Origin of the sequence: Roseimaritima multifibrata (assembly GCF_007741495.1) — a bacterium.
GTDB lineage: Bacteria > Planctomycetota > Planctomycetia > Pirellulales > Pirellulaceae > Roseimaritima > Roseimaritima multifibrata.
Map to the genome: position 1 here is coordinate 4,796,808 of NZ_CP036262.1, position 19,483 is coordinate 4,816,290.

Annotated in this window: 14 protein-coding genes; 2 read left to right on the top strand and 12 right to left on the bottom strand. The window is 55.6% G+C overall.

Going from position 1 to position 19,483, the window contains the following annotated elements; genetic code table 11:
• Positions 1-3: 3 nt before the first annotated feature.
• The 6 genes from smc to FF011L_RS17415 all read right to left on the bottom strand — a co-directional run bounded on the left by smc (position 4) and on the right by FF011L_RS17415 (position 9,932).
• A complete protein-coding gene (gene smc / locus FF011L_RS17390) occupies positions 4-3,600 on the bottom strand; it encodes a chromosome segregation protein SMC (protein WP_145352866.1) in 3,597 nt (1,198 codons plus the stop codon).
• A gap of 870 nt (positions 3,601-4,470) precedes the next feature.
• Entirely contained in the window at positions 4,471-5,151 is a 681-nt protein-coding gene (locus FF011L_RS17395; protein ID WP_145352867.1) for a TPM domain-containing protein, read from the bottom strand.
• Between the two features lie 36 nt (positions 5,152-5,187).
• Positions 5,188-6,018 carry a TPM domain-containing protein gene (locus FF011L_RS17400; RefSeq protein WP_145352868.1) on the bottom strand — a complete coding sequence of 277 codons (831 nt, stop codon included), beginning with the start codon at positions 6,016-6,018 and terminating at the stop codon, positions 5,188-5,190.
• Positions 6,019-6,223: 205 nt separating this feature from the next.
• On the bottom strand, positions 6,224-7,660 hold the full coding sequence (locus FF011L_RS17405) for a DUF11 domain-containing protein (protein ID WP_145352869.1): 1,437 nt from the start codon (positions 7,658-7,660) through the stop codon (positions 6,224-6,226).
• Between the two features lie 6 nt (positions 7,661-7,666).
• Positions 7,667-8,479: a hypothetical protein gene (locus tag FF011L_RS17410; RefSeq protein WP_145352870.1), complete on the bottom strand. Its 813-nt coding sequence runs from the start codon at positions 8,477-8,479 to the stop codon at positions 7,667-7,669.
• A 136-nt stretch (positions 8,480-8,615) separates the two neighbouring features.
• Positions 8,616-9,932, bottom strand: a complete 1,317-nt coding sequence (locus FF011L_RS17415; RefSeq protein ID WP_145352871.1) for a hypothetical protein — start codon at positions 9,930-9,932, stop codon at positions 8,616-8,618.
• A 249-nt stretch (positions 9,933-10,181) separates the two neighbouring features.
• Here FF011L_RS17415 and FF011L_RS17420 point away from each other — a divergent pair, with 249 nt between their 5' ends.
• Positions 10,182-11,351: a hypothetical protein gene (locus tag FF011L_RS17420; protein ID WP_145352872.1), complete on the top strand. Its 1,170-nt coding sequence runs from the start codon at positions 10,182-10,184 to the stop codon at positions 11,349-11,351.
• A gap of 314 nt (positions 11,352-11,665) precedes the next feature.
• Here FF011L_RS17420 and clpP read toward each other — a convergent pair whose 3' ends face one another.
• From clpP to FF011L_RS17445, 5 genes are all read right to left on the bottom strand, one after another.
• Positions 11,666-12,256 (bottom strand): ATP-dependent Clp endopeptidase proteolytic subunit ClpP, encoded by a 591-nt coding sequence (gene clpP, locus FF011L_RS17425; protein ID WP_145352873.1) that lies wholly within the window; start codon positions 12,254-12,256, stop codon positions 11,666-11,668.
• Positions 12,257-12,316: 60 nt separating this feature from the next.
• The gene (locus FF011L_RS17430) at positions 12,317-12,937 is read right to left on the bottom strand and encodes a ClpP family protease (protein ID WP_145352874.1); all 621 of its coding nucleotides are present in this window, start codon (positions 12,935-12,937) and stop codon (positions 12,317-12,319) included.
• A 100-nt stretch (positions 12,938-13,037) separates the two neighbouring features.
• Positions 13,038-14,408, bottom strand: a complete 1,371-nt coding sequence (locus FF011L_RS17435; RefSeq protein ID WP_145352875.1) for a right-handed parallel beta-helix repeat-containing protein — start codon at positions 14,406-14,408, stop codon at positions 13,038-13,040.
• The gene (rpiB, locus tag FF011L_RS17440) at positions 14,408-14,845 is read right to left on the bottom strand and encodes a ribose 5-phosphate isomerase B (protein WP_145352876.1); all 438 of its coding nucleotides are present in this window, start codon (positions 14,843-14,845) and stop codon (positions 14,408-14,410) included. The genes FF011L_RS17435 and rpiB overlap by 1 nt, the downstream gene beginning before the upstream one ends.
• Positions 14,845-15,996 carry an L-threonylcarbamoyladenylate synthase gene (locus FF011L_RS17445; RefSeq protein ID WP_145352877.1) on the bottom strand — a complete coding sequence of 384 codons (1,152 nt, stop codon included), beginning with the start codon at positions 15,994-15,996 and terminating at the stop codon, positions 14,845-14,847. The genes rpiB and FF011L_RS17445 overlap by 1 nt, the downstream gene beginning before the upstream one ends.
• A 151-nt stretch (positions 15,997-16,147) precedes the next feature.
• Between FF011L_RS17445 and FF011L_RS17450 the strand changes: the two genes are divergently transcribed.
• Positions 16,148-17,131 carry an NHL repeat-containing protein gene (locus FF011L_RS17450; protein ID WP_145352878.1) on the top strand — a complete coding sequence of 328 codons (984 nt, stop codon included), beginning with the start codon at positions 16,148-16,150 and terminating at the stop codon, positions 17,129-17,131.
• Between the two features lie 94 nt (positions 17,132-17,225).
• Here FF011L_RS17450 and FF011L_RS17455 read toward each other — a convergent pair whose 3' ends face one another.
• Positions 17,226-19,355, bottom strand: coding sequence for a hybrid sensor histidine kinase/response regulator (locus tag FF011L_RS17455; RefSeq protein ID WP_145352879.1), 2,130 nt, complete (start codon positions 19,353-19,355; stop codon positions 17,226-17,228).
• Between the last annotated feature and the right edge of the window lie 128 nt (positions 19,356-19,483).

Here is a 19,483-nt window from a genome sequence, read left to right on the forward strand (position 1 = left end):
GAATCAAGCAGCGTCGGTACTATTAATTTCGCCATCTTCGTTGACATCTTCGAAACGAACCGAGACTCGTTTACTGACCCCCGATTCCTGCATCGTCACACCGTACAAGGTGGTGGCGGCGGTCATCGTCTTTTTACTGTGAGTGACGACCACAAACTTGGTTTGATCTAAGAATTCGGTCAACACGGTAACAAATCGACCGATATTCGCTTCATCAAATGGTGCGTCGACTTCGTCCAAAACGCAAAACGGGCTAGGGCGGTACTGGAAAATCGACATCAGCAAAGCGACCGCGGTCAACGCTTTTTCACCACCGGAAAGCAATGAATTAGAGAAGGCCGGCTTGCCTGGAGGAGTCGCGACAATCTCGACTCCGGCTTCCAATGGATCGTCGGACTCTTCCAAAATCAAATCGGCCGAACCGCCCCCGAAGGACTTGCGATACAACCGCTGGAAATTGATCCGAATCGCCTCCAGCGTGTCCATGAACAAGCGTCGGCTATCGGTATTGATTCGCTGAATGATTCGCTGCAACGAATCTTTGGCGGCGGTCAGGTCTTGGTACTGGCCGTGCAATTCATCGTAACGTGTCTGCAAAGTTTCCAGTTCGTCAAGCGCTTCCATGTTGACCGAACCGGTCCGCTGCAGTTGCTCACGCAGTCGTCCAATTTCTTTGTCGACCGAATCCCGATCTTCAACCGGCTGATGATCTTCCGGAGGCTCACTGCCACGAAGATCGATTTCGTAATCTTCCAGCAGGCGATCGGCGAGGGTTTCTCGTTTCATTCGCGTCGTGTCGCGACGACTGGAAAGGGCATGCAGTTCGCGAGAGGCCTTGTCGGCCGCTTTCCCCGCCGCATCGAGTGCGGACTGCAGTTCACGCTGTTTCGTTCGCAACTGGTTTGCTTGACTGGCCAAAACTTGCATCTGAGCCGCCGATTCTTCGGCTTGCAGATGCAGCGAGGCGAGGGTTGCGTCGGCCTGCAACTGCCGAAGTTTCAGCTGTTCACTCCGGTCCGTGTCCGATTTCAATTGGACGCGAACTTCTTGGACGGCGGCTTGGCGTTCGGATTGATCGCGGCGTTGCTGTTCGAGGGTTGCCGTCGCCGCTTCCACCTTTTGTTCGGCTCGAGCTACATCGACCGAGATCGCCATCACTCGGTCGGTCGCTTTTCGCAACGTCGATTCACGCTGCTGTAGTTCCAAGTCACTGGCGGTCGCTTCCGCTTCGATTTCAGCGATCTGCTGCCGGCATGACCGCAACTGCGACTCAAAGGTTTCTTGGCTTTCGACCGCTTCCAAATGCGCAATTTCAGCGGTTTCGATCTCTTTGTTCAGATCTTGAAGGGCGGTGGTGCAGGATTCCAACCGTTCTTCAGAGTGTCGCAAACTGGCTTGCGCAGCAGCCCGTTTGGTGATCGCATCGCGGTGTCCATCCTCGATCCGGCCCATATCGGCCGCCTCTTGGTCGACTCGCAGCTTCAACCGCCCGGCCTCTTCTTCCGCTTCGCTTAACTGATAGCGATAGTGCTGAATCTCTTTGGTGGTTGCCGCCAATTGACTGTGACGGCTGACCAATCCGGCAGCGGCGGTCGCCGGCCCCACGATCAGGGAGCCATCACGGTCCAACAATTCACATTGGCTGGTCACAAAACGCAAACCGGCCCCGCTTAGCTTCCGCAGTCCGAGCGCGGTCTGCAGAGAATCGACGATCCAGGTCGTGCCAAGCAAGTGCCTCACCAGCGGTTCGAACTCCGGTTCGGTTTGGACCATCCGGTCGGCACGACCGATCACGCCCCCCAGTCCATCCAAACGAATTTTATCGCCGGGGCGTCGAGTCGGCAGTTCATCAATTCGCAGCAAACCAACTCGGCCGGTGATTTCAATCCTGCCCGAAAGGATCGCCTCTTGGACGCGACTGTGCCGGACGATTGCATACTGGGCCAAAGGTCCCAACGTCGCATCGATCAACGGAGCGACATCGGGATCGGTCTGCACGTGGTCCGCGACGATTCCTAAGACGTCGACCAGAACATCGACATTGGCGCTGCGGACCTGCTCCATCAATGAACGGACACCGCTGTCCACGCCCTCTTGTCTTTTCTGCAGATCTCGCAAGACCGACTGCCTTTCGGTCAATCCTTGCAGTCGCATTTGGAGGGCAGCGATCTCTTCACGACGCCGCTCCAAAAGCCGCTTTTTCTCATTCAGTTCAGCCAACGCCAAGTCGATCTTCTTTTCGGAATCCTTGATCGACTGGTTCAGTTGTTCCAGTTCCGTCCGACAACGCTGGTGCTCCGTATCGGCTTCCTCCAGCATCGCCTGAGCGGATTGTTTTCGAATCGCCAACGCTTCGCTAGATCGGGCCGATTGCTCAAGCTGTTGCTGCAACCGCTGAACATTTCCTTCCAGATCGGCGACTTTCCGCAGGTTGGCCAGATGCCGGATCTGCGTTTCGGCTCGTTCACTGCGAGTTTTTTCGGCCGCTTCCCCGGCTTCGCGTCGCACCTCTTCGGCCGCATCGGCAGAAGCTTGAGCTTTGGCGAAATCGCTTTCATAGATTGCCAATCGGTCGCGCAACCCACGAAATTCGGCTGCCGCAGAACCGGCTTGCGACTGCAGCAGTCGAACCCGTCGGCGTCCTTTGGCGATGGCTCGTTCCAGTTCTTGCTGGGAATGAGCATCGGCATCGCGGCGGCCCGCTAAAACGGCAATCTCTCGAGCCATATTGGCGCGATCGGTCTCGGCCTGCCTCGCCTGTTCGGCAAGTTCTTGAAACCCGATCTCGAACGCCTGGCGTTGCTCCGCCAATTCGTCCCGTCGTTTCTCTTCCGATTCGGCTTGTTCGGTGATCTCTTTCAGATCGTGTTCGGCCGACTGCAGCTCCTCCGACATCACCGACCAATCGGTCCAAGCCAAGGAAGTACGCAGTTCGCGTAAACGTTCCGAGGACTGCCGATAGCGTTCGGCCTTGGAGGCCTGTGATTTCAGGCTTTGCAGGCGAGAGGCGACTTCATCGACGATATCACCCAGCCGGACCAAGTTCTGATCGACTCGGGCCAATCGACGTTCGGCTTCGACCTTTTTGGCTTTAAATCGACTGATCCCCGCAGCCTCTTCGAAGATCGCACGGCGATCTTTCGCGTTGGCCTGCAACATCCGGTCGACTTTGCCTTGTTCGATCAGACTGTAGGCATCGATCCCGATCCCTGTCCCAGCGATCAACGATTTAATGTCTTTTAATCGGCAAGCCTGCCCGTTGATCAGGTATTCCCCTTCGCCGCTGCGAAAGACTCGGCGGGTCACATGGACCTCTGGAGCGTCCACGGGCAGGATCCCCGAGGAATTGTCAAAGACAATGGTCGCTTCGGCAGAATTGGAAGGACCGCGAGTCTGCGAGCCCTTGAAAATCACGTCCGACATATCTTTGCCGCGAAGGCTCTTGGCGCTCTGCGAGCCAAGCACCCATTTCATCGCGTCAACGATATTACTCTTGCCAGATCCATTCGGTCCGACAACGACCGTAATCCCGTCGGGAAAGTCAAAGCGCGTCTTATCCGCAAAACTTTTGAAGCCGGCTAGTTCGAGAGCTTTCAGCATGCCAGCAGGGGAAGGACGCGGAAAGGAACATTCATCGTGAAAAAAGACCGAAAGCGGCTTGCTGAGGACGACGCAGCAGGGGTCTTCCTAGCGTAAACCAAAGGGTAGACGAGGCATAGAGTAAAAAGGGTGGGAGGTGGGAGGTGGGAGGCGGGAGTGGGGAGTGGGCTGCTGAAAATCGTTCTGTGGTGGATGGGTGGGGAAGTTGGGGTGGGGTTGCCCGCTGTGAAGGTGGCTCGCGGGTGAGAAGAATTGGAAAAGCTAAAATGAATAGTACAAAATGCAAAATGACTGCCTCTGTTGGAGATTTTTGCACTTTGCACTTTGTACTTTGCATTCCTCATTCCTCATTCCTCATTCCTCATTTTGCAGACTCTTACTTGGCTTGTGGAATCCCTTGCTAGCGACGTGCGATTTATAATTGAAGAAAGTCTGGCTCCCCTCGCCCTCAAAACAAGCTCGCTTAAAACAGGTTTGATACTGGATCAACGGTTCGCCAGCTAATGCAATTAAGGACGATTCAAAGGCTTGTTTTGGGGGAGAGGGGCTGGGGGAGAGGGGCCGACAGCGTTGGGCAAGGCGTGGCATAATCGCTTGAAATCCGAGGCTTTCACCGCGTCTTCGCTGCAATATCGCCGCCTGGAAATCTCCCCCTCTCCCCCAAGCGAGCTCCACGAAATCAAACAAAGAGGCAGAGATCACGCAATGAGCTAGCAGAGATTTCTTCCGCAACAAAGAGCTCGCTTAGGGGCGAGGGGAGCCAGACCTATGTCTTTTATAAATCTACGTCCTACGCGAGGCGATGTGGGGAAACGTTTCCGCCAGTCTTAGAGTGGGCAAGATAGGTAAGAAGGAGAGAGAAGACTTTCTTTATTCGTCGATTAGAACCAGGGTGTTTTCTAGCTCGTTGATTCCTGGTTCGGTGCGGGGGAAGGGGATTGCTAGCTGATCTCCGGCGTTGCGGATGACTGACTCGATTGTGGCTGCGAAATCGCCCTCATGGAGGCCTTCGGTCAATTGCTGGCAAAGCTGGTCCAAGGGCTCCTGCCCCAACTTACCCATTATTTGTTTATCTCCCAAAATGACAGCTCGACGCTCAAACAATGAAACGTAGATCAACAGCCCGGTCGCCCCACTCGTGTGGTGGACTCGATTGTCAAAAAACAATTCTCGAGCTCGAACCAGGACCTGTTCCCGCATCTGGTCCCCAGGCGTGAACAATCGGCAGAGCCACGCGAACCGATTTGCCGCCAAGACTCCGATGATAAAAGCTGCCGAGATCGAAACGACCATGACCGCCAGCCCTACGTAAACGGCGCTCCCTTCCCAGCTACCCAACGTATCGTCATCTCGAGGGAACATCAGCCAAACCAAGACCGCGGCAACGCCTGCCAGCCAGAGTCCGACCATATCTTGAGGTCGCTCGTATCGACCAGAAACCGTCCCGACAATGGGCACGATCTCCGACGTCGTCCGAGACTCCGCTTCAGCGACCGCCGCTTCGATCTGCTGTTTCTGTTCGGTATTAAAAAGGCTCGATGCGCGTTGCATGTTTTTTTCTTTGTTACGAAGTCGCGGATGCGATGACTACCAAGATCCGGTCGCGCCACCGCCGCCGGAGGAACCTCCACCAAACGACCCACCGCTGAATCCCCCACCTCCACCGCCACCACCTCGGCTTTGATTTTTCAAAAACTGATAAAGCAGGGTTCCGACCACCGCAAACACAACACCCCAAAAAACCCAAGCCCAACCACTGGAGCCGTTGCGGATCAGCGACACGACCGTGAAGATCGCCAGAGCCACGAAGCCGATGATCAAACCGTAATGCCACCAAGGCCTGGGGATACTTTTGGCGGCCGGAGCCGAGGGCAGTTCCAGCTTTCGAGCCATTTTGTCCAGCGATTCAACTCCGGCGACAATCCCCATCGAGAACTGCCCTTGTTTGAACCGCGAAATGATTTGGTCATCCATGATCTGGCGGCACAAAGCGTCCTCGCGGCGTCCCCAACCGCCGCCAAGCTCAATCCTTGCTTTGCGATCATCCTTTGAGACCAAAAGCAGGATGCCTGTGTTCCATTCCTGATCACCAAGGGTTGGATGCCCGATCCCCCACTGATCAAAAAGCAACGTGGCAAAGGTTTCAATCCGCAGACCCTCGCCCCCATATTTCGCCATCGATTCGATCGTGATCACGATGATCGGAGTCGCTTTGTCGGTCAGCAGCGCATCGCAGATCTCTTGGATTTGCGTTTTGTCTTGAGCGTCCAGCATCCCTGCCAAGTCCCGGACAAATTCACGATCGCCAGGAGGTTGCAGATTGATTTCAAAAGCAATTGCAGGCGAGACCATCAGGGAACAGAAAAACGCAAACGCGGCTAAGCAAGCACGCGGCCTAAGAAGGTAGCTATTACCCATCGGTATCTGCTTGCTCCGCAAGAGAAACGGATTGAAATCCCACGGTTCCCAAACGGTCGCCGTCGGAGATATAGGTTACCCCGTCAAGAGAACCGCGCAAACCGTCAGGCAACAAAACCGAAGCCTCGCAGAGAGTGTCGCCTTTCGCTCCGCGAGAATGCCGCCCGGGAAAGCTAATGGAAAGGCGACATACTGAAATCCCGCTTTAGCGGACTTTGCAGCGGAAGCGAATGGAGCTGCTTTCTCCGACCTTTAAGGTATCGGTCAACTTCCACGTGAGCCGCAACGAGCCGCCGATGTTGACTTCGGTTTCAAACTCGGCTCCACTCGAGCAGGTCTGACTGTCGGCGACGTACTCTAAGCGGTTGGTCAAGTTATCGGTCAGGACCACGTCACGAACCGGTGAATCACCAACGTTATCGACGCGGAGCAAGAATGTGACGATCTCGCCTGGCAGGGCATCCTGTTTGTCCGCCAGCTTGACGATTCGCAATCGCCCAGCGTCGGGGAATTCATACAGGGTCAAACCTTCTGCGGCCGCATGACGAATCTGTTCGACCGGCGACACATCGGCAACCGTAACCGCGACATTTTCTTCGATCGTCCATGTTTCGGCGGCCAACGCTCCCTTGCTTAGCCAAGGCTTATCCGCTTCGGTTAGCATCCCCTGAGAAATCAAACTTAGGTTCTGCAAAATCGCCAGCGTGTCTTCGGCGAGCAACGGTTGATCGACGCCTTCAATAGGCATCCCACGATCCAGGTCTCGCATCGCGTCAACCGTTCGCGAGACCACTTGACGTTCCAAGCTATGTTGAGCCGTCACTGCGCTGCTAGGTTGATTTAGATCGATACGCCCTGGGCCTTCGGGAACGTCGTAACCTAATGCGGCCACCGTTTGTTCGCCTGCTACGGCTTCGGTCACTTTGCGAACGGCGGCAAAGCGAGGAGCATAAATGCAAACGCGATTGCTCGGCTGCACATGGATTTCACCTTTTTGCGTGGTGTATTTCACCACCGTGTCTTCCAAATCGATCCCGACCAACGCGTCGTCTTGACGGACATGGGCGTTGCCGGAAAGGTCTCCACCATCGCAAAGAAATTCTTGTGGATCGGTACCAAACTGATTCCAAGGCCCCGACTGAAAACAGCTGGTCTTGTTACAGCAACTGCAATCGCTGCCGGCCGCTGGGGCACCATTTGCAGCGGGAGCATGCGCATGAGCCATAGGGTGTGCCATGGCAGGTGTCGGACGGCCGCCCAGTAGGCGTTGTCCGCCGGCGGTTGGTTGATTCCAAGCGACCTGCGCCACTTCACCCTGAACCGCAGCCCCCTCAACCGAAGCGGTGTCGGTTGCGATCGGGACCGCAGCCATCCGCTGAACTGGTGCCGGCGTCTGGGGCGGAAGCTGATTTGTATTTGTATTTGTATTTGGAAGCGTCGAAACCGGAGCCGCAACAACGGCTGCCGGGGCGACCGCCGCGTCGCCCGAAGAATGGCTAATCAAGCTGGGGCCCAATTTACCCGACGTACAACCAAGCAGGCTCGCAAGCGAAACCGTCGCCATCAGGCTGAAACATCGTAGCGACACGATTGCTGTATTCATCGGTTTCTCTTGATCCAATTGTTTCGAATTTCCAGCCATGCGAAGCTACCGTCGGTAAGGGAGTGGTTGGGAACCGAGGTCATCACGTGGGATATGAGGCGTCCGCAGGATCGCGTGTTCATCGATCTTGTTCGGCCCCTCTGCTGCAACCGGAAAGTGTGCAACCCAGGGAGGGCTTCCGAAGAAGAACTGCGGCATCAAACTGGGCTCGCTGGGCGGGGTCATCGATCCGATGCGAATGATCGCAACGGGGCGTCCCATTTGATCGGCAACCTGAAGCGGGTCTTGATGCAACATCACGTTGAAGCTGCGAGCGGTATCAGGCGTTTCCGCCAGCGGAAGTGCCGACTGAGGATCTTCCAGATAAACCACACGAGTGACCATGCGGCCTTTTAGGGCGTCTTGCATGTCGATCTGTTCCAGATTGATCTGAATCGGAAATCGCGTCGCTTGGCCTTCGGGCGGATAGGTTCGATCGATCACTTCGATCGTCGGATAAATTTCCGCACCAGGGTTTCCCGGAATCGACGTGACTCGCAGCCGATAAACGGCTCCGATCAATAACCCGGCATGCAAGGAATCCTGATCATTGGGCTGAAAGACGTCTCCCTCGGCAATTTCAAAACGCGCCCCTTTGGGCCCGTTGATCCGGACAGGCTGGTAGTAGTTTTGCACCGGAGCACGGCTAAGGAGTCGAGCCGACCCAACCGCTCCCGGAGGCATTTGCCCGTTCAGCAGATAGTTTACATTTCCCGCGGGCATCGGGGCTGTCATCTGAGCCACCAATTCGCTCGCACCGACCAGCAGGAGAGCGTGGGCGATGACCAACATCCTGATTTGCAGATTCAGATAACGCATGGATGACGCTTCAAGTGCCGGGGGAAGTCAAGGAATCTTTTAATGTCCGTCCCAGAGGAGCGGACGTACCAGGCCCTCGAGAGATTCTTTGCAATCGTCTCAAGGGCCGGTTGGCTACGGTCACATCTTTGCAACTCTACTGAACGCGTTGGCTGTGAAGTTCAGACAACGGTCGATGCTGTGAAGTACCCGGATTGATGTTCTGCTCATTGATGTTGATTCGGCTGACAGGGTTTGGATAGCTGTATCCAGGGTTCTGTCGAACGTTGATCTTCATCTTGCTAACGGGCTGTGGCATGTTCATCCGAGTGTGGTTCTTCATCACATGTTTCTGCAGACCAGCAGGCGATCCCAATGGGATGTGTGGTGGTCCAGGCAGTCCGATCGGTGTTCCGGTGATCGGCATTCCGTACTGAGGAATGTTCACGCCGGAGACAGGTCCGGGAAGCGATGTTGGATAAGGAGCCGAGTTGCCGCTGGGGCCACACGATCCTTCGCCGCAGCTTGCACTTGGTGCAAAGGCCATTGGCAAGCCGTTGCCGACCATTGCCATTCCTGGGATGAACTCTCCACCGGCTCCCTGTCCCAGTTCAATGTCTTTGTCGCCCAAGCGAATGATCGCAAGGATCGAACCGCGACGGTCGGCTTCGACGATTGGGTCGACGCCTGGATCCAGTCGAGTGCTAACCAAGGTGTCGATCCCAGCCAGAGCAGGACCTTGGAAGTCCGGATCTGGAAGGTAGATGACTTTGGTCACGAAGTTACCGGTTAGGACTTGATCCAAGTCTTCATCGGTAAACTGCACAGGAATCGAGTTGTGAGCCAAGTAAGCCCCGGTACGTGGATTTGCATAAGCCAATTCCACGGTCGGATAGAGCTCGACCCCTTCGCGATTCATGATATTCGTCAGTTTCAGGCGGTACAGCCCTCCTTGAGGGAAGTACTGTCGAGCCGGAACGACCAACGGTTCACTGTCGAACATGCCCGGTCCGCCAACACTGTAGCGAACGTGCATCGATTCGGGTTTGCCGAAGGTAACCTGGACGGTTGGAGGCGGCCCCATCATGCCTGCTGGCATCATTCCGCCCATCGGTCCGCCTTCAGGGCCACAGTACTGGGCCTGTGCGATTCCCGATTCGGGGCTTCCCCCGGGCATTGGGCCCCCAGGCATTGGTCCGCCGGGCATCGGTCCGCCAGGCATTTGTCCACCGGGCATTCCGCCCATCATTCCGCCGGGCATTCCACCCATTGGTCCGCCAGGCATTCCGCCCATTGGTCCGCCGGGCATTCCGCCCCGCTGTGGTCCGAGAACTCCGGGGCCGGGGCCTCCGACGCCTGGGCCTGGTTCAAGCATGCGCTGTTCCGGTGGCAGGTTATGGCGGACCGGAGTGCAACCGGCTGCCATGACCGCTGCAGCGAGACAGAGCGATAAGTGGGTAACAAGTCGTTTCATCTTTTTCCCCCTTCGGCAGGACCGCTTACACGGCCGGTCGAACAGAACTCATTTCTGATAGGTGAGCGGTCAGTTGCTGATTACACGCGAATCCCTTCGGCCAGCCAGCAATTCGCCTGGACTTGAACCGACTGGGCGGCCTACTATCCATCACGATCGGAACAACCGAACGCGGAGACCTCAGCCGCTAATATTCAGCAATCGGCATTCTCCCTATCATTTCTTTGACAAAACCGGCATAACCGGCCCATGAAGATCATCCGACACATTCCGCACCGTAATTTCCTCCTATTTACGGCAGTGCTAGCAACCTCTGCAGGCTGGTTATTGCTTCCCCAATTGGGAAAAATTTCGGCTGCCGACACTCAAATCGACTCGGCCCCCCCGATTCCCGCCGACACCGGCGCGGCCGCTCCACCGATCCAAACCGCCCCTTCGCCGTTCCAGAGCGACCCCGCTCCGGCCACCAAGCGGTTTTCAACGACGCCTCCGGTTCCCGAAACCCGACTGCCCGTAACGCCGATTGCGGATGCGCCGATTTCGGATGCAATGAATTCAGATGTCCCCATTTCGCAAACGCCCTTTTCCGGCGCGGCGGCCGAGGCGGCCCAAGCCCTCCTGCTTCGGCAGCAAGCGGCAAAACTGCTGATTCGTAAAACGATCCAACAGTTGACTTCCGGAAAAGCCTTCGACGCAAAACTAACCCAACACATTCGGACCGAAGGTCGCAATGCCGTCGGAGTCGGTCGTTACGAACAGGCCGGAGGCAACACGGGCCGGGTCAGCATGGACATGCGAATCCCGACCTCCAACGGCGAATGCCTGCTCCAACAAGTCTGCGACGGTCGCCTTGCCTGGACTCGAGAGCAAATCGGTGACTCCATTCGTCTTCGCCGCGTCGATGTGGCTCGACTGGACGAATTGGTCGTCGGAGCAAGGACCGAGATCAAACCACGGCTTCGCGTTGGCGGTTTGGTGGAACTGCTGGAAAAAGCACATGCCGATTTTGCTTTGCAACAGGTAACCGGTGAACTGGAAGGGGAACCGGTCTGGATGCTGAAAGGGAACATTCGCCCTGAAACCGAGGCCGCGATCCTCAAAGCCGCCGAGCGTGAGGATTGGCCGCCGCTATGCCCTCGTTCGGTTGCGATCGCCATCGCCGCAGAAAACAACGAATCTGGATTTGGGCAAGGATTACCGATCCGCTTCGAATTTTGGTCCGACACCGAGGGGAAAGACCGGCGTCTGATCAGCTACTTGCGAATCTACGACCTCCGTGCGATCCCTCCCGCTCCCGAAACCCACTTCCGATTCGAAACCGGCGGCGGCGACGTCAACTACGTCAACGACACGCAGCGATACTTAGACCACTTTGGCATCCAAGTCACCGAACGCCAGAAACGAATCCTCACCCGCTAAGGTGAACCAAGCGACGTCGCTGGTCGATCCGGACGGACCGAGTACGGTCAAGACGCGGCAAACACGCAGAGCGTTTCCTAGCGGTACGGCGCAAGCCGTCCGGCCAATGTTTTGCCTACCCCAGTCACTTGCCGGACGGCTCGCGCCGTTCCGCTAAGAAAGAAAGAAGGGGTCGGTTAGTCTCAGCGCGAGACAGAAATGTTCTTAACGAACGATTCGGGTGCTCCTTTAAAAAACGCACCCGGTCAGCCGCCGCCACCGTCAACTCTCCCGGGGGAGAGTTTTTTGCAGCGAGCGGCACAGAGCAGGTTTTCCTACTGTTCGTTGATCGAGCTGACGACTTTGTCGATCAGTCCATAGTCGCACGATTCCTGAGCGGACATGAAGCGATCGCGTTCGGTGTCCTCTTCGATTTTCTCGAGCGAATGACCGGTGTGGGTGATCATGATCTCGTTCATTTTCCGTTTGACCCGGCGGAGTTCTTCCACGTGAATCTGGATCTCATGAGCCGATCCCTGCATTCCGGCCAACGGTTGGTGAATCATGATGCGGGCATTAGGAAGTGAAAAACGCTTCCCTTTCGCTCCCGCGGTCAACAACACGGCGCCCATCGAGGCGGCCTGTCCAATGCAGTAGGTCGCCACATCACAGGAGACAAACTGCATGGTGTCGTAGATTGCTAACCCAGCGGAAATGCTTCCTCCGGGGCTGTTGATATACAGATGGATGTCCGCTTTAGGATCATCCGACTGCAAGAACAACAACTGTGCAACCAGTGCATTTGCGATATCGTCGTTGACTTGCTGACCTAGAAAGATGATGCGATCTTTCAGCAAGCGACTGTAGATATCATAGGTCCGCTCTTCGCGGCCACTTTTTTCAATAACGTACGGAATCGGAGCCATCTTCTTAGAACCCTTCGTGTTCAGATTGATCGTATTTTGGGAGTGCGACCAGGCGGTCAACTAGCTACTGGCCTCTTCACCTTCAGGGTTTGGCGGTTTTGTCAAAATATCATCGACCAAACCGTATTCTTTGGCTTTCTCAGCCGGCAAGAAGAAGTCGCGTTCGGTATCCTTGCCGATTCTATCCACCGGCTGACCGGTTGCATCGCTCAGGATGGTGTTCAGCACATCGCGGTAGCGGAAAATTTCAGCCGCTTGGATTTCGATATCACTGACCTGTCCACCGACGCCGCCCATTGGCTGATGGACCATGACTCGGCTATGCGGCAAGCAATAGCGTTTGCCCTTGGTTCCACCGGCTAGCAGGATCGCAGCTCCACTGGCGGCTTCGCCGACGCAGTAGGTTGCCACATCACAAGACAACATCTTCATGGTGTCAAAGATCGCCAGCGTTGCGGTCACGCTTCCTCCGGGCGAATTGATGTAGAAATGGATGTCTTTGCGGCGATTTTCGCTCTGCAAATACAACAATTTCATCACTAATTCATTGGCGTTTCCAACGTGAATTTCGCCTTGCAAAAAGACGATCCGGTTCTCTAGCAACAAATCCCCAAGCGTCATCTGACGTTGACGCTGATAGGATTGGTACGAGTGGCTGTTTTGCAGCACCCCTTCGTTCATCTAGACGTTCCTTCGATGGGTCGTGTGATAGTTACAAGTACAAGTGTTCGCAATCCGAGGCGAACTGGCAAGCGGGGGGAAAAAAACCCGCTTGCAATCTTTAACGATTTTCCCAAACCACCGGATCGCCTGCGTTTTCATTCGCATCATCACGGATCATACAGCCTTCCAGCTGACTGCGTGTCGTTTCCTGAAAGAGGACACCTTGCGTGGCGTAATCAAGAACCGTGCAGCCATGGACATGGATCCGATCACAATCACGAAATTCCCAGGCGGCCGCTTGATAAACCGGCCCTGAGGACTGATTCCCGCTGACCGTGCAGTTCTGGCAGGAATCAAAAAGGACTCCTAACTTTGCATCCTTGGCATCGCCATATCCGTAACGCGGATTTCGGTCCAGTAAATTTCCGCTCATGACGACACTCTTGCAATCTTTCAGAAGGACATTTCGGTCGTACCCTTTCCAGATCGTATTGCCGCTGATCGTGACTCCGCGACACCCCACCAATTCGATGTTCCGCTGCACATCGGAAAGGATGTTGTCGGCGATCGTGATGTTTCCGTGGCGCCGTTCATCGGTAAAGGAAACGGCTTTCGATTCCCCCAGAATCCGGATATTTGCCGAATTGGCTGCGCTGTGCGTATGCTGGATCGTGCAGCCAACGATGGCGACTTCGCCGATCGACGTTCCCGTCGCATCGATCAGAACATTGGCCGTCTCCGGCGCCGACAGATCACCCATATTCCCTTCGATATCGCAGCTGCCGATCTGTAAATTGCGAAGTTCGCTATCGCGGACGACAATCCCGCCTCCGGCGTTGTAGCTAATGTGGCAATTGACAACATTGATTTGATGCAAGTTTAAACGATCCAAGAACAGACCGATTCCACGATTGCGATAGAAATGGCACTCCGACAGGGTGACATTGCGATTCCTTTTTATCAGCTGGACCGCATGCAGGCAGTCGCTAACGACCAAGCGGGTCACCGTCAGCTGCATGGTCCCCACCGCTTGGACCCCAACCGCATCGGGATGTTTTCCGACAATTTCAAGGTTATCGACCAACGGGGTATTCTGTTGCTCAAAAATCCCTGGCTTGAACGAGGAGGGGGCGGCGGTACCGGTATGGGTTCCGACAATCCGAAATGCAGCCCCCGGTCCGCTCATCAACACCCGTGCGGCCCCTTCGCCTCGGACCGAAAAACGCCCCACTTCGGCGAGCGAGATCTCGATTGTCTGGCTTAATTTATAGGTGCCAGCAGGAAAAACGAGGTCACCGGGCTGTGATTTCACCGCAGCCAAAACGGCCGCGGTATCGTCTGCAACCCCGTCTCCTATCGCTCCAAAATCGCGAACCGTTTTACCGGTCTCCTCCGCAATCAGGGGCGGGCTCAGGTCGGCACCAAAGGAGAAACCGACCAGAATCAGGCAACCAAGAAGGGGCATCCGGAATCGCATAGCAGTCCACATCAATCGAGTTCAATAATTTTTTTGACGCGACGAGCGTGTCGTCCCGCTTCGAAATCCGTCCTCAGCCACAACAGGACCAAATCATCGACGGAGCGGTCTCCAATCATATCTCCGGGCAGGCACAGCACATTCAAATCGTTGTGCCTTCGGCTCATTTCGATCATCACTTCGTCAAAACAAGCAGCTGCCCGAACTCCGGAGAATTTATTGGCGACGATCGCCATTCCAATTCCGGTGCCACAGATCAGGATCCCACGATCGGCTTCGCCATTGCTGACTTTACTTGCAACAAGTTTGCCATAATCGGGATAGTCGACGGAGACCGATTCGTCCGGAGTCCCTTCATCGGAGACTTCAAAACCTTCATTTTGTAAGGTTTGTGCCAATTTGGCTTTGATTCGCACGCCGCGATGGTCACTACCGATACTGATTCGCATTATTCCTGCCCCTTTGTATCGTCGACTTCAGAGGGATACCAATCGTCTCCAAAAGAGCCGACCCAAGCATCCAATTCTTGATCGATCTGGTCCGCACAAGCGGTGTAGACTTCCACCGGTGCTCCGACGGGATCGCTGACATCGCGTCCGTCTCTGAGGAGCGTTTTAACACGTTCGGCAGCATGCGGCCAGCGAGCAACAATGGCATCCCGGTGTTGAGCGGTCATCGTCAGGATCAGATCGGACAATTCGATCAGTCGATCATCCAGCGGGCGGCTGGCGTGCCCGGTCAGGTCCAGCCCGCGTTGCCCCATGACCTCGACGGCCTGCAAAGCGGCTCCGCATCCCGGCATCGCAGCGACACCAGCAGAAACCACCAAAACCGCGTCTTCCCGCCCCGTTTTTTTACGTAATCGTTCTCGCAGGAGGACTTCAGCCATCGGGCTACGGCAGGTATTTCCTGTGCAGACCAAGGCAATCATTGGTTTCGCAAACTGTCGCATTGCGGCCCTTTCTATGGCACCTTCTCGAAGAATTTCGTAACGATGCCCCAAAACGCGGACGACCGTCGACGCACCAGCATACCGGCACGGGCCGTCGTTCAGGATAAGGGGCAAAGCCGCCTCGTCCGCAAAATAATCAAAGACTTCCGTTCCCGTGGTGGCGGCCGGTTTTCCGCTGGGATTTGCACTGGTTAAAACCAAGGGAGCCGCAAAAAATTGATGAATCGTTTCAAAGACTCGATGGTCGACCACCCGAAACCCGACACACCCGTCCTCCGCCATGACTCGGCGCTGAACCGATTCGGGAAGCTGCGTCAAAGCCGAATCTGGATCCAGACAGGGGAGGACCAAGGTCAACGGGCCAGGCCAGGTACGGCGAGCCAGTCGCTCGGCCAAAGGGGCCAACTGACAAGCAAAATCCCAAACCGCGTCGATGCTCCGCAAAGCAATCGCAAGGGGAGCGGTATCGCTGCGTCCCTTCATTTGCACCAAGGTTTCAACCGCATCTTCGTCCAATCCGCTGGCGGTTAACCCGTAAACGGTTTCGGTGGGGACCGCGATAACATGCCCCTCCGCCAATGCTTGGACCGCACGATGTACCAAATCACGTGGATCTTCCGCTTGCTGCAAATCAACAATGGTTGCCATAGAGGAAAGGCCAGACGACAGGATTTTTAGTAGAAATTTGGATGCAAAGCTGTGATATTCTACAGAGGACCGCTATTTTCCAGCAACCCGGCCCCAAATGGCGTCGGCTTCCGCAGTTGACCTGCATTCCAGCACCTTTCATTTCCAATCCATGAATCAGTACCCCCGCCGCCAATGGATTCAGCACGTCACATCGACGCTGTTGGCAACCGCCGCGGCAACCCTGCCGGGATGTGTTCCCGCCGTAGCGGGGGACGTCCCAGACCTTGTCTGGGGCCGCAGAGGATTGTCACAAGGACGCTTCCTAAAACCTCGCGCGATTGCGATCGATCCCCAAGACGAACTGTTCATCGTCGACACGACAGGAAGAATCCAAGTGTTTGATGTCGACGGTAATTTTCTGCGACAGTGGGAAATGCCGGAAACTTCAAATGGCCGACCTACAGGGCTGACGATCGACTTCAGCCCCCATCCATCCGCCCCCAATAACGATGGCCGAATCCTGGTCGCGGATACCCACTATCACCGGATGACCATTTTTGATCTGACGGGAAAGATTCTCCCGGAACAAAGAATCGGCGGGACCGCCGGTTTTGGTCCCGGCGAATTCGCCTTCGTCACCGATGCGACTTGCGATTCAAAAGGGAACTACTACATCGGAGAATACGGGGATTCCGACCGCATCCAAAAATTCGCGTCCGATGGCACCTTCCTCACGCAGTGGGGTGGAACAGGACAGGAACCCGGACGATTCGTTCGCCCGCAAAGCCTGGTCATGTCCCCTGATGATGTCCTGTGGATTGTCGACGCCTGCAATCACCGCGTCCAGGTTTATGACTGCAAACAAGAACAACCGGCCCACCTGACGACATGGGGCAGCCGTGGTCACGGGCTGGGTGAACTGTACTTTCCGTACGATCTTGCCCTCTGCCACGATGGATCCGTGGTGGTCTGCGAATACGGCAATCAACGCCTGCAGCGTTTTACCCCCGAAGGAGAATTCATCGCTCACTGGGGCGCTCCCGGACATTCCCCTGGTCAGCTATACCAACCATGGGGCGTCGTGATCGATTCAAAAGATCGAATCCACGTCCTAGACAGCAACAACCACCGAGTCCAACGACTAACCATCTAAGCAAATCAATACAAGCACGAAGCGCAAGCGAGTACCCCTTCACTCCCAAAACCAAACCGACAAACTAAAACATCCCCACAGATCGCTCAAACACCTACGTCGACTGCGACACCGTAAGCGAAGTCAGCAACCGACTGATGTCCTCAACGCGATAGGGCTTACCAAGAAAGGCATCCGCCTGGACTAAAACGTCGGCAAAAACCGCGGAGGGTTCGGCGGAAATCCCACTGCATAGGATCACCGGCAAATCGGGATAAAGCAATTTCATCTGCTCCAGCGTTTCGTGTCCCGACATTTCAGGCATGGTAAGATCAAGGATCACCACATCAAACGACTCGCCGCCTGCCAGGAGAGCGAGCGCGTCTTCGCCACCGGGCACGTCTTCGACCTGGTGCCCCAGTTGCGAAAGCAGCAACCTAGTCGACTGCCGAACCAATAGGTCATCGTCGACCAGCAAAATCCGCCGCGGCGTTTTGGTCCAAAAACTGGTTTCCCCCGCTAACGGCTTTGATTCCGATCGCGGCTCGGCAACCTCGGAGCGCGGCAAGAAGATCTCGATACGCGTCCCTTCGCCGATCATGGAATGACAATACATCAACCCCTTATGCTGCTGGACAACGCCGAACGCGATTGCCATCCCTAACCCCGTGCCTTCTCCAACCGGTTTCGTGGTGAAGAAGGGCTCGAAGACTCGGCTTTGAAGTTCATCAGGAATCCCCACCCCATCATCGATCACACTTAAATAAATCGTCGCGCCCAAAGTTTCGTGGGAGGCGTTCTTTGCGATTAAGCGAATCGTTCCGGTTCGCTGTGTCAGCGCGTCGCGAGCATTGATGCACAGATTAACCAGCACCTGTTCCAACTGGCTTGCGTCCCCTTCGACAGACCCGATGGTCGGATCCATTTCAATCAAGAAACGAATATTGGCACCAAGCATATTGGCCATCAAACTTTTGACCTCCCCCACCACCTCCTTCATCGGCACGGTTCTTGTTTGCAACGTGGTCCGCCGAGCAAACGTCAACAACCGCTTGGTCAAATCTGAAGCTCGCAGGACTGCGGAAGTGGCTGTCGAAAACTGGTCATGCTGATGAATCGAACGAGTCTCGACCGAAAGAGATTCCAAACTGCTGCCAATCACTTGCAACAGATTGTTGAAATCATGTGCAACGCCACCGGCAAGCCTTCCAATGGCACTCATTTTCTGCGACTGCAAATATTCCTCTTCTAAGTGCTTTCGTTTCGTGATGTCGTCAAAGGTCCAGATCCGGCCGCGAAAGGTTTTGGTGTCGTCGTAGATCGGCGACGTATAAACCGACAACCAACCTTGGGTCATCCCGCAGTAAAATTCCTGCGACGCTGTCAACGTCCGGTCCGCAAACGCGGTCTCCCAAAAACAAACGAAGGCATCGTCCTCGGAAACATAAGGAAGCACAAAACGCTGAAGTGCATCATTTGCGTGCTGCACTTCTGTCACTTCCACTCCAAAGATGCGAGCCAAATCGGCGTCGGTATCCAGGACCGCACCGTCGACACCGCAGACCAAGATGCCTTCATGCACCGCACGCGATGTCGACTCCACGCGGGCGTTCAGGAACAGCAGCTCGCCGGCCAGATGCTGAATCTTTTTCTGCTGCGAACGATTCCGCCAGAAGAAGAACATTCCAAACGCCAAAAGGACGACGCCAACAAGGAACTGGTAAGCGATCGTGCGATTGCTGGCCGCACCGTCCGAACTAGTGGAATCGCTCGCCATCGCAGAGAGCGGAACAGGAACCAATCCCAGCCATCTAGGCAAACAAGAACGGAGCGTTTCAAGCCACCTCTCCCCGGCTTGCAGTGGGTCTCTTCTCCGTCCGACCGCCAATGTCACCACGACGGGACAAAGCGTCTGCAGTGGTTCGGGGTGGTCGCCAGTGCCTGCCAGTGGGCCGCTTCCCAGCTCGATTGGCATGGCATGGCGCCCGTCGAGGATCGCCGTAGCCTGCACGTTGGCTTTGGGCGTCAACGCGAATTCCGGTTGCTGCCGGCACTCGTTGACGACAATCGGGGGACCATTTTCGAAGCCCCTACGATGGATCTCGTTTGGTGAAACCGAGACCGATCCCAGCATCCCAGCCGAAGCGTTTCCAGCCCCGCTGACCAGCATGCATAGAATCCACGGCCAGACCGCCATCGGAATGTTTGTCGAGGTTGCTGCGTTATGCAAGCGTTTCTCGCCCATCGAATCCCTGAAGAAAAAGAGTAAATGCTCGGGTGCCCCAAAACCAAAACATTCCGCAGCGTCGATGCGAATGCTCGAGCTGATTTGAACCTTATCGCTTACGAAACGTTGCTTCCACTACAGACATC

Coding starts and splice junctions, on each gene's coding strand:
- smc (WP_145352866.1), bottom strand. CDS start 3,600: ATGCTGAAAGCTCTCGAACTAGCCGGCTTCAAAAGTTTTGCGGATAAG.
- FF011L_RS17395 (WP_145352867.1), bottom strand. CDS start 5,151: ATGCAACGCGCATCGAGCCTTTTTAATACCGAACAGAAACAGCAGATC.
- FF011L_RS17400 (WP_145352868.1), bottom strand. CDS start 6,018: ATGGGTAATAGCTACCTTCTTAGGCCGCGTGCTTGCTTAGCCGCGTTT.
- FF011L_RS17405 (WP_145352869.1), bottom strand. CDS start 7,660: ATGGCTGGAAATTCGAAACAATTGGATCAAGAGAAACCGATGAATACA.
- FF011L_RS17410 (WP_145352870.1), bottom strand. CDS start 8,479: ATGCGTTATCTGAATCTGCAAATCAGGATGTTGGTCATCGCCCACGCT.
- FF011L_RS17415 (WP_145352871.1), bottom strand. CDS start 9,932: ATGAAACGACTTGTTACCCACTTATCGCTCTGTCTCGCTGCAGCGGTC.
- FF011L_RS17420 (WP_145352872.1), top strand. CDS start 10,182: ATGAAGATCATCCGACACATTCCGCACCGTAATTTCCTCCTATTTACG.
- clpP (WP_145352873.1), bottom strand. CDS start 12,256: ATGGCTCCGATTCCGTACGTTATTGAAAAAAGTGGCCGCGAAGAGCGG.
- FF011L_RS17430 (WP_145352874.1), bottom strand. CDS start 12,937: ATGAACGAAGGGGTGCTGCAAAACAGCCACTCGTACCAATCCTATCAG.
- FF011L_RS17435 (WP_145352875.1), bottom strand. CDS start 14,408: ATGTGGACTGCTATGCGATTCCGGATGCCCCTTCTTGGTTGCCTGATT.
- rpiB (WP_145352876.1), bottom strand. CDS start 14,845: ATGCGAATCAGTATCGGTAGTGACCATCGCGGCGTGCGAATCAAAGCC.
- FF011L_RS17445 (WP_145352877.1), bottom strand. CDS start 15,996: ATGGCAACCATTGTTGATTTGCAGCAAGCGGAAGATCCACGTGATTTG.
- FF011L_RS17450 (WP_145352878.1), top strand. CDS start 16,148: ATGAATCAGTACCCCCGCCGCCAATGGATTCAGCACGTCACATCGACG.
- FF011L_RS17455 (WP_145352879.1), bottom strand. CDS start 19,355: ATGGGCGAGAAACGCTTGCATAACGCAGCAACCTCGACAAACATTCCG.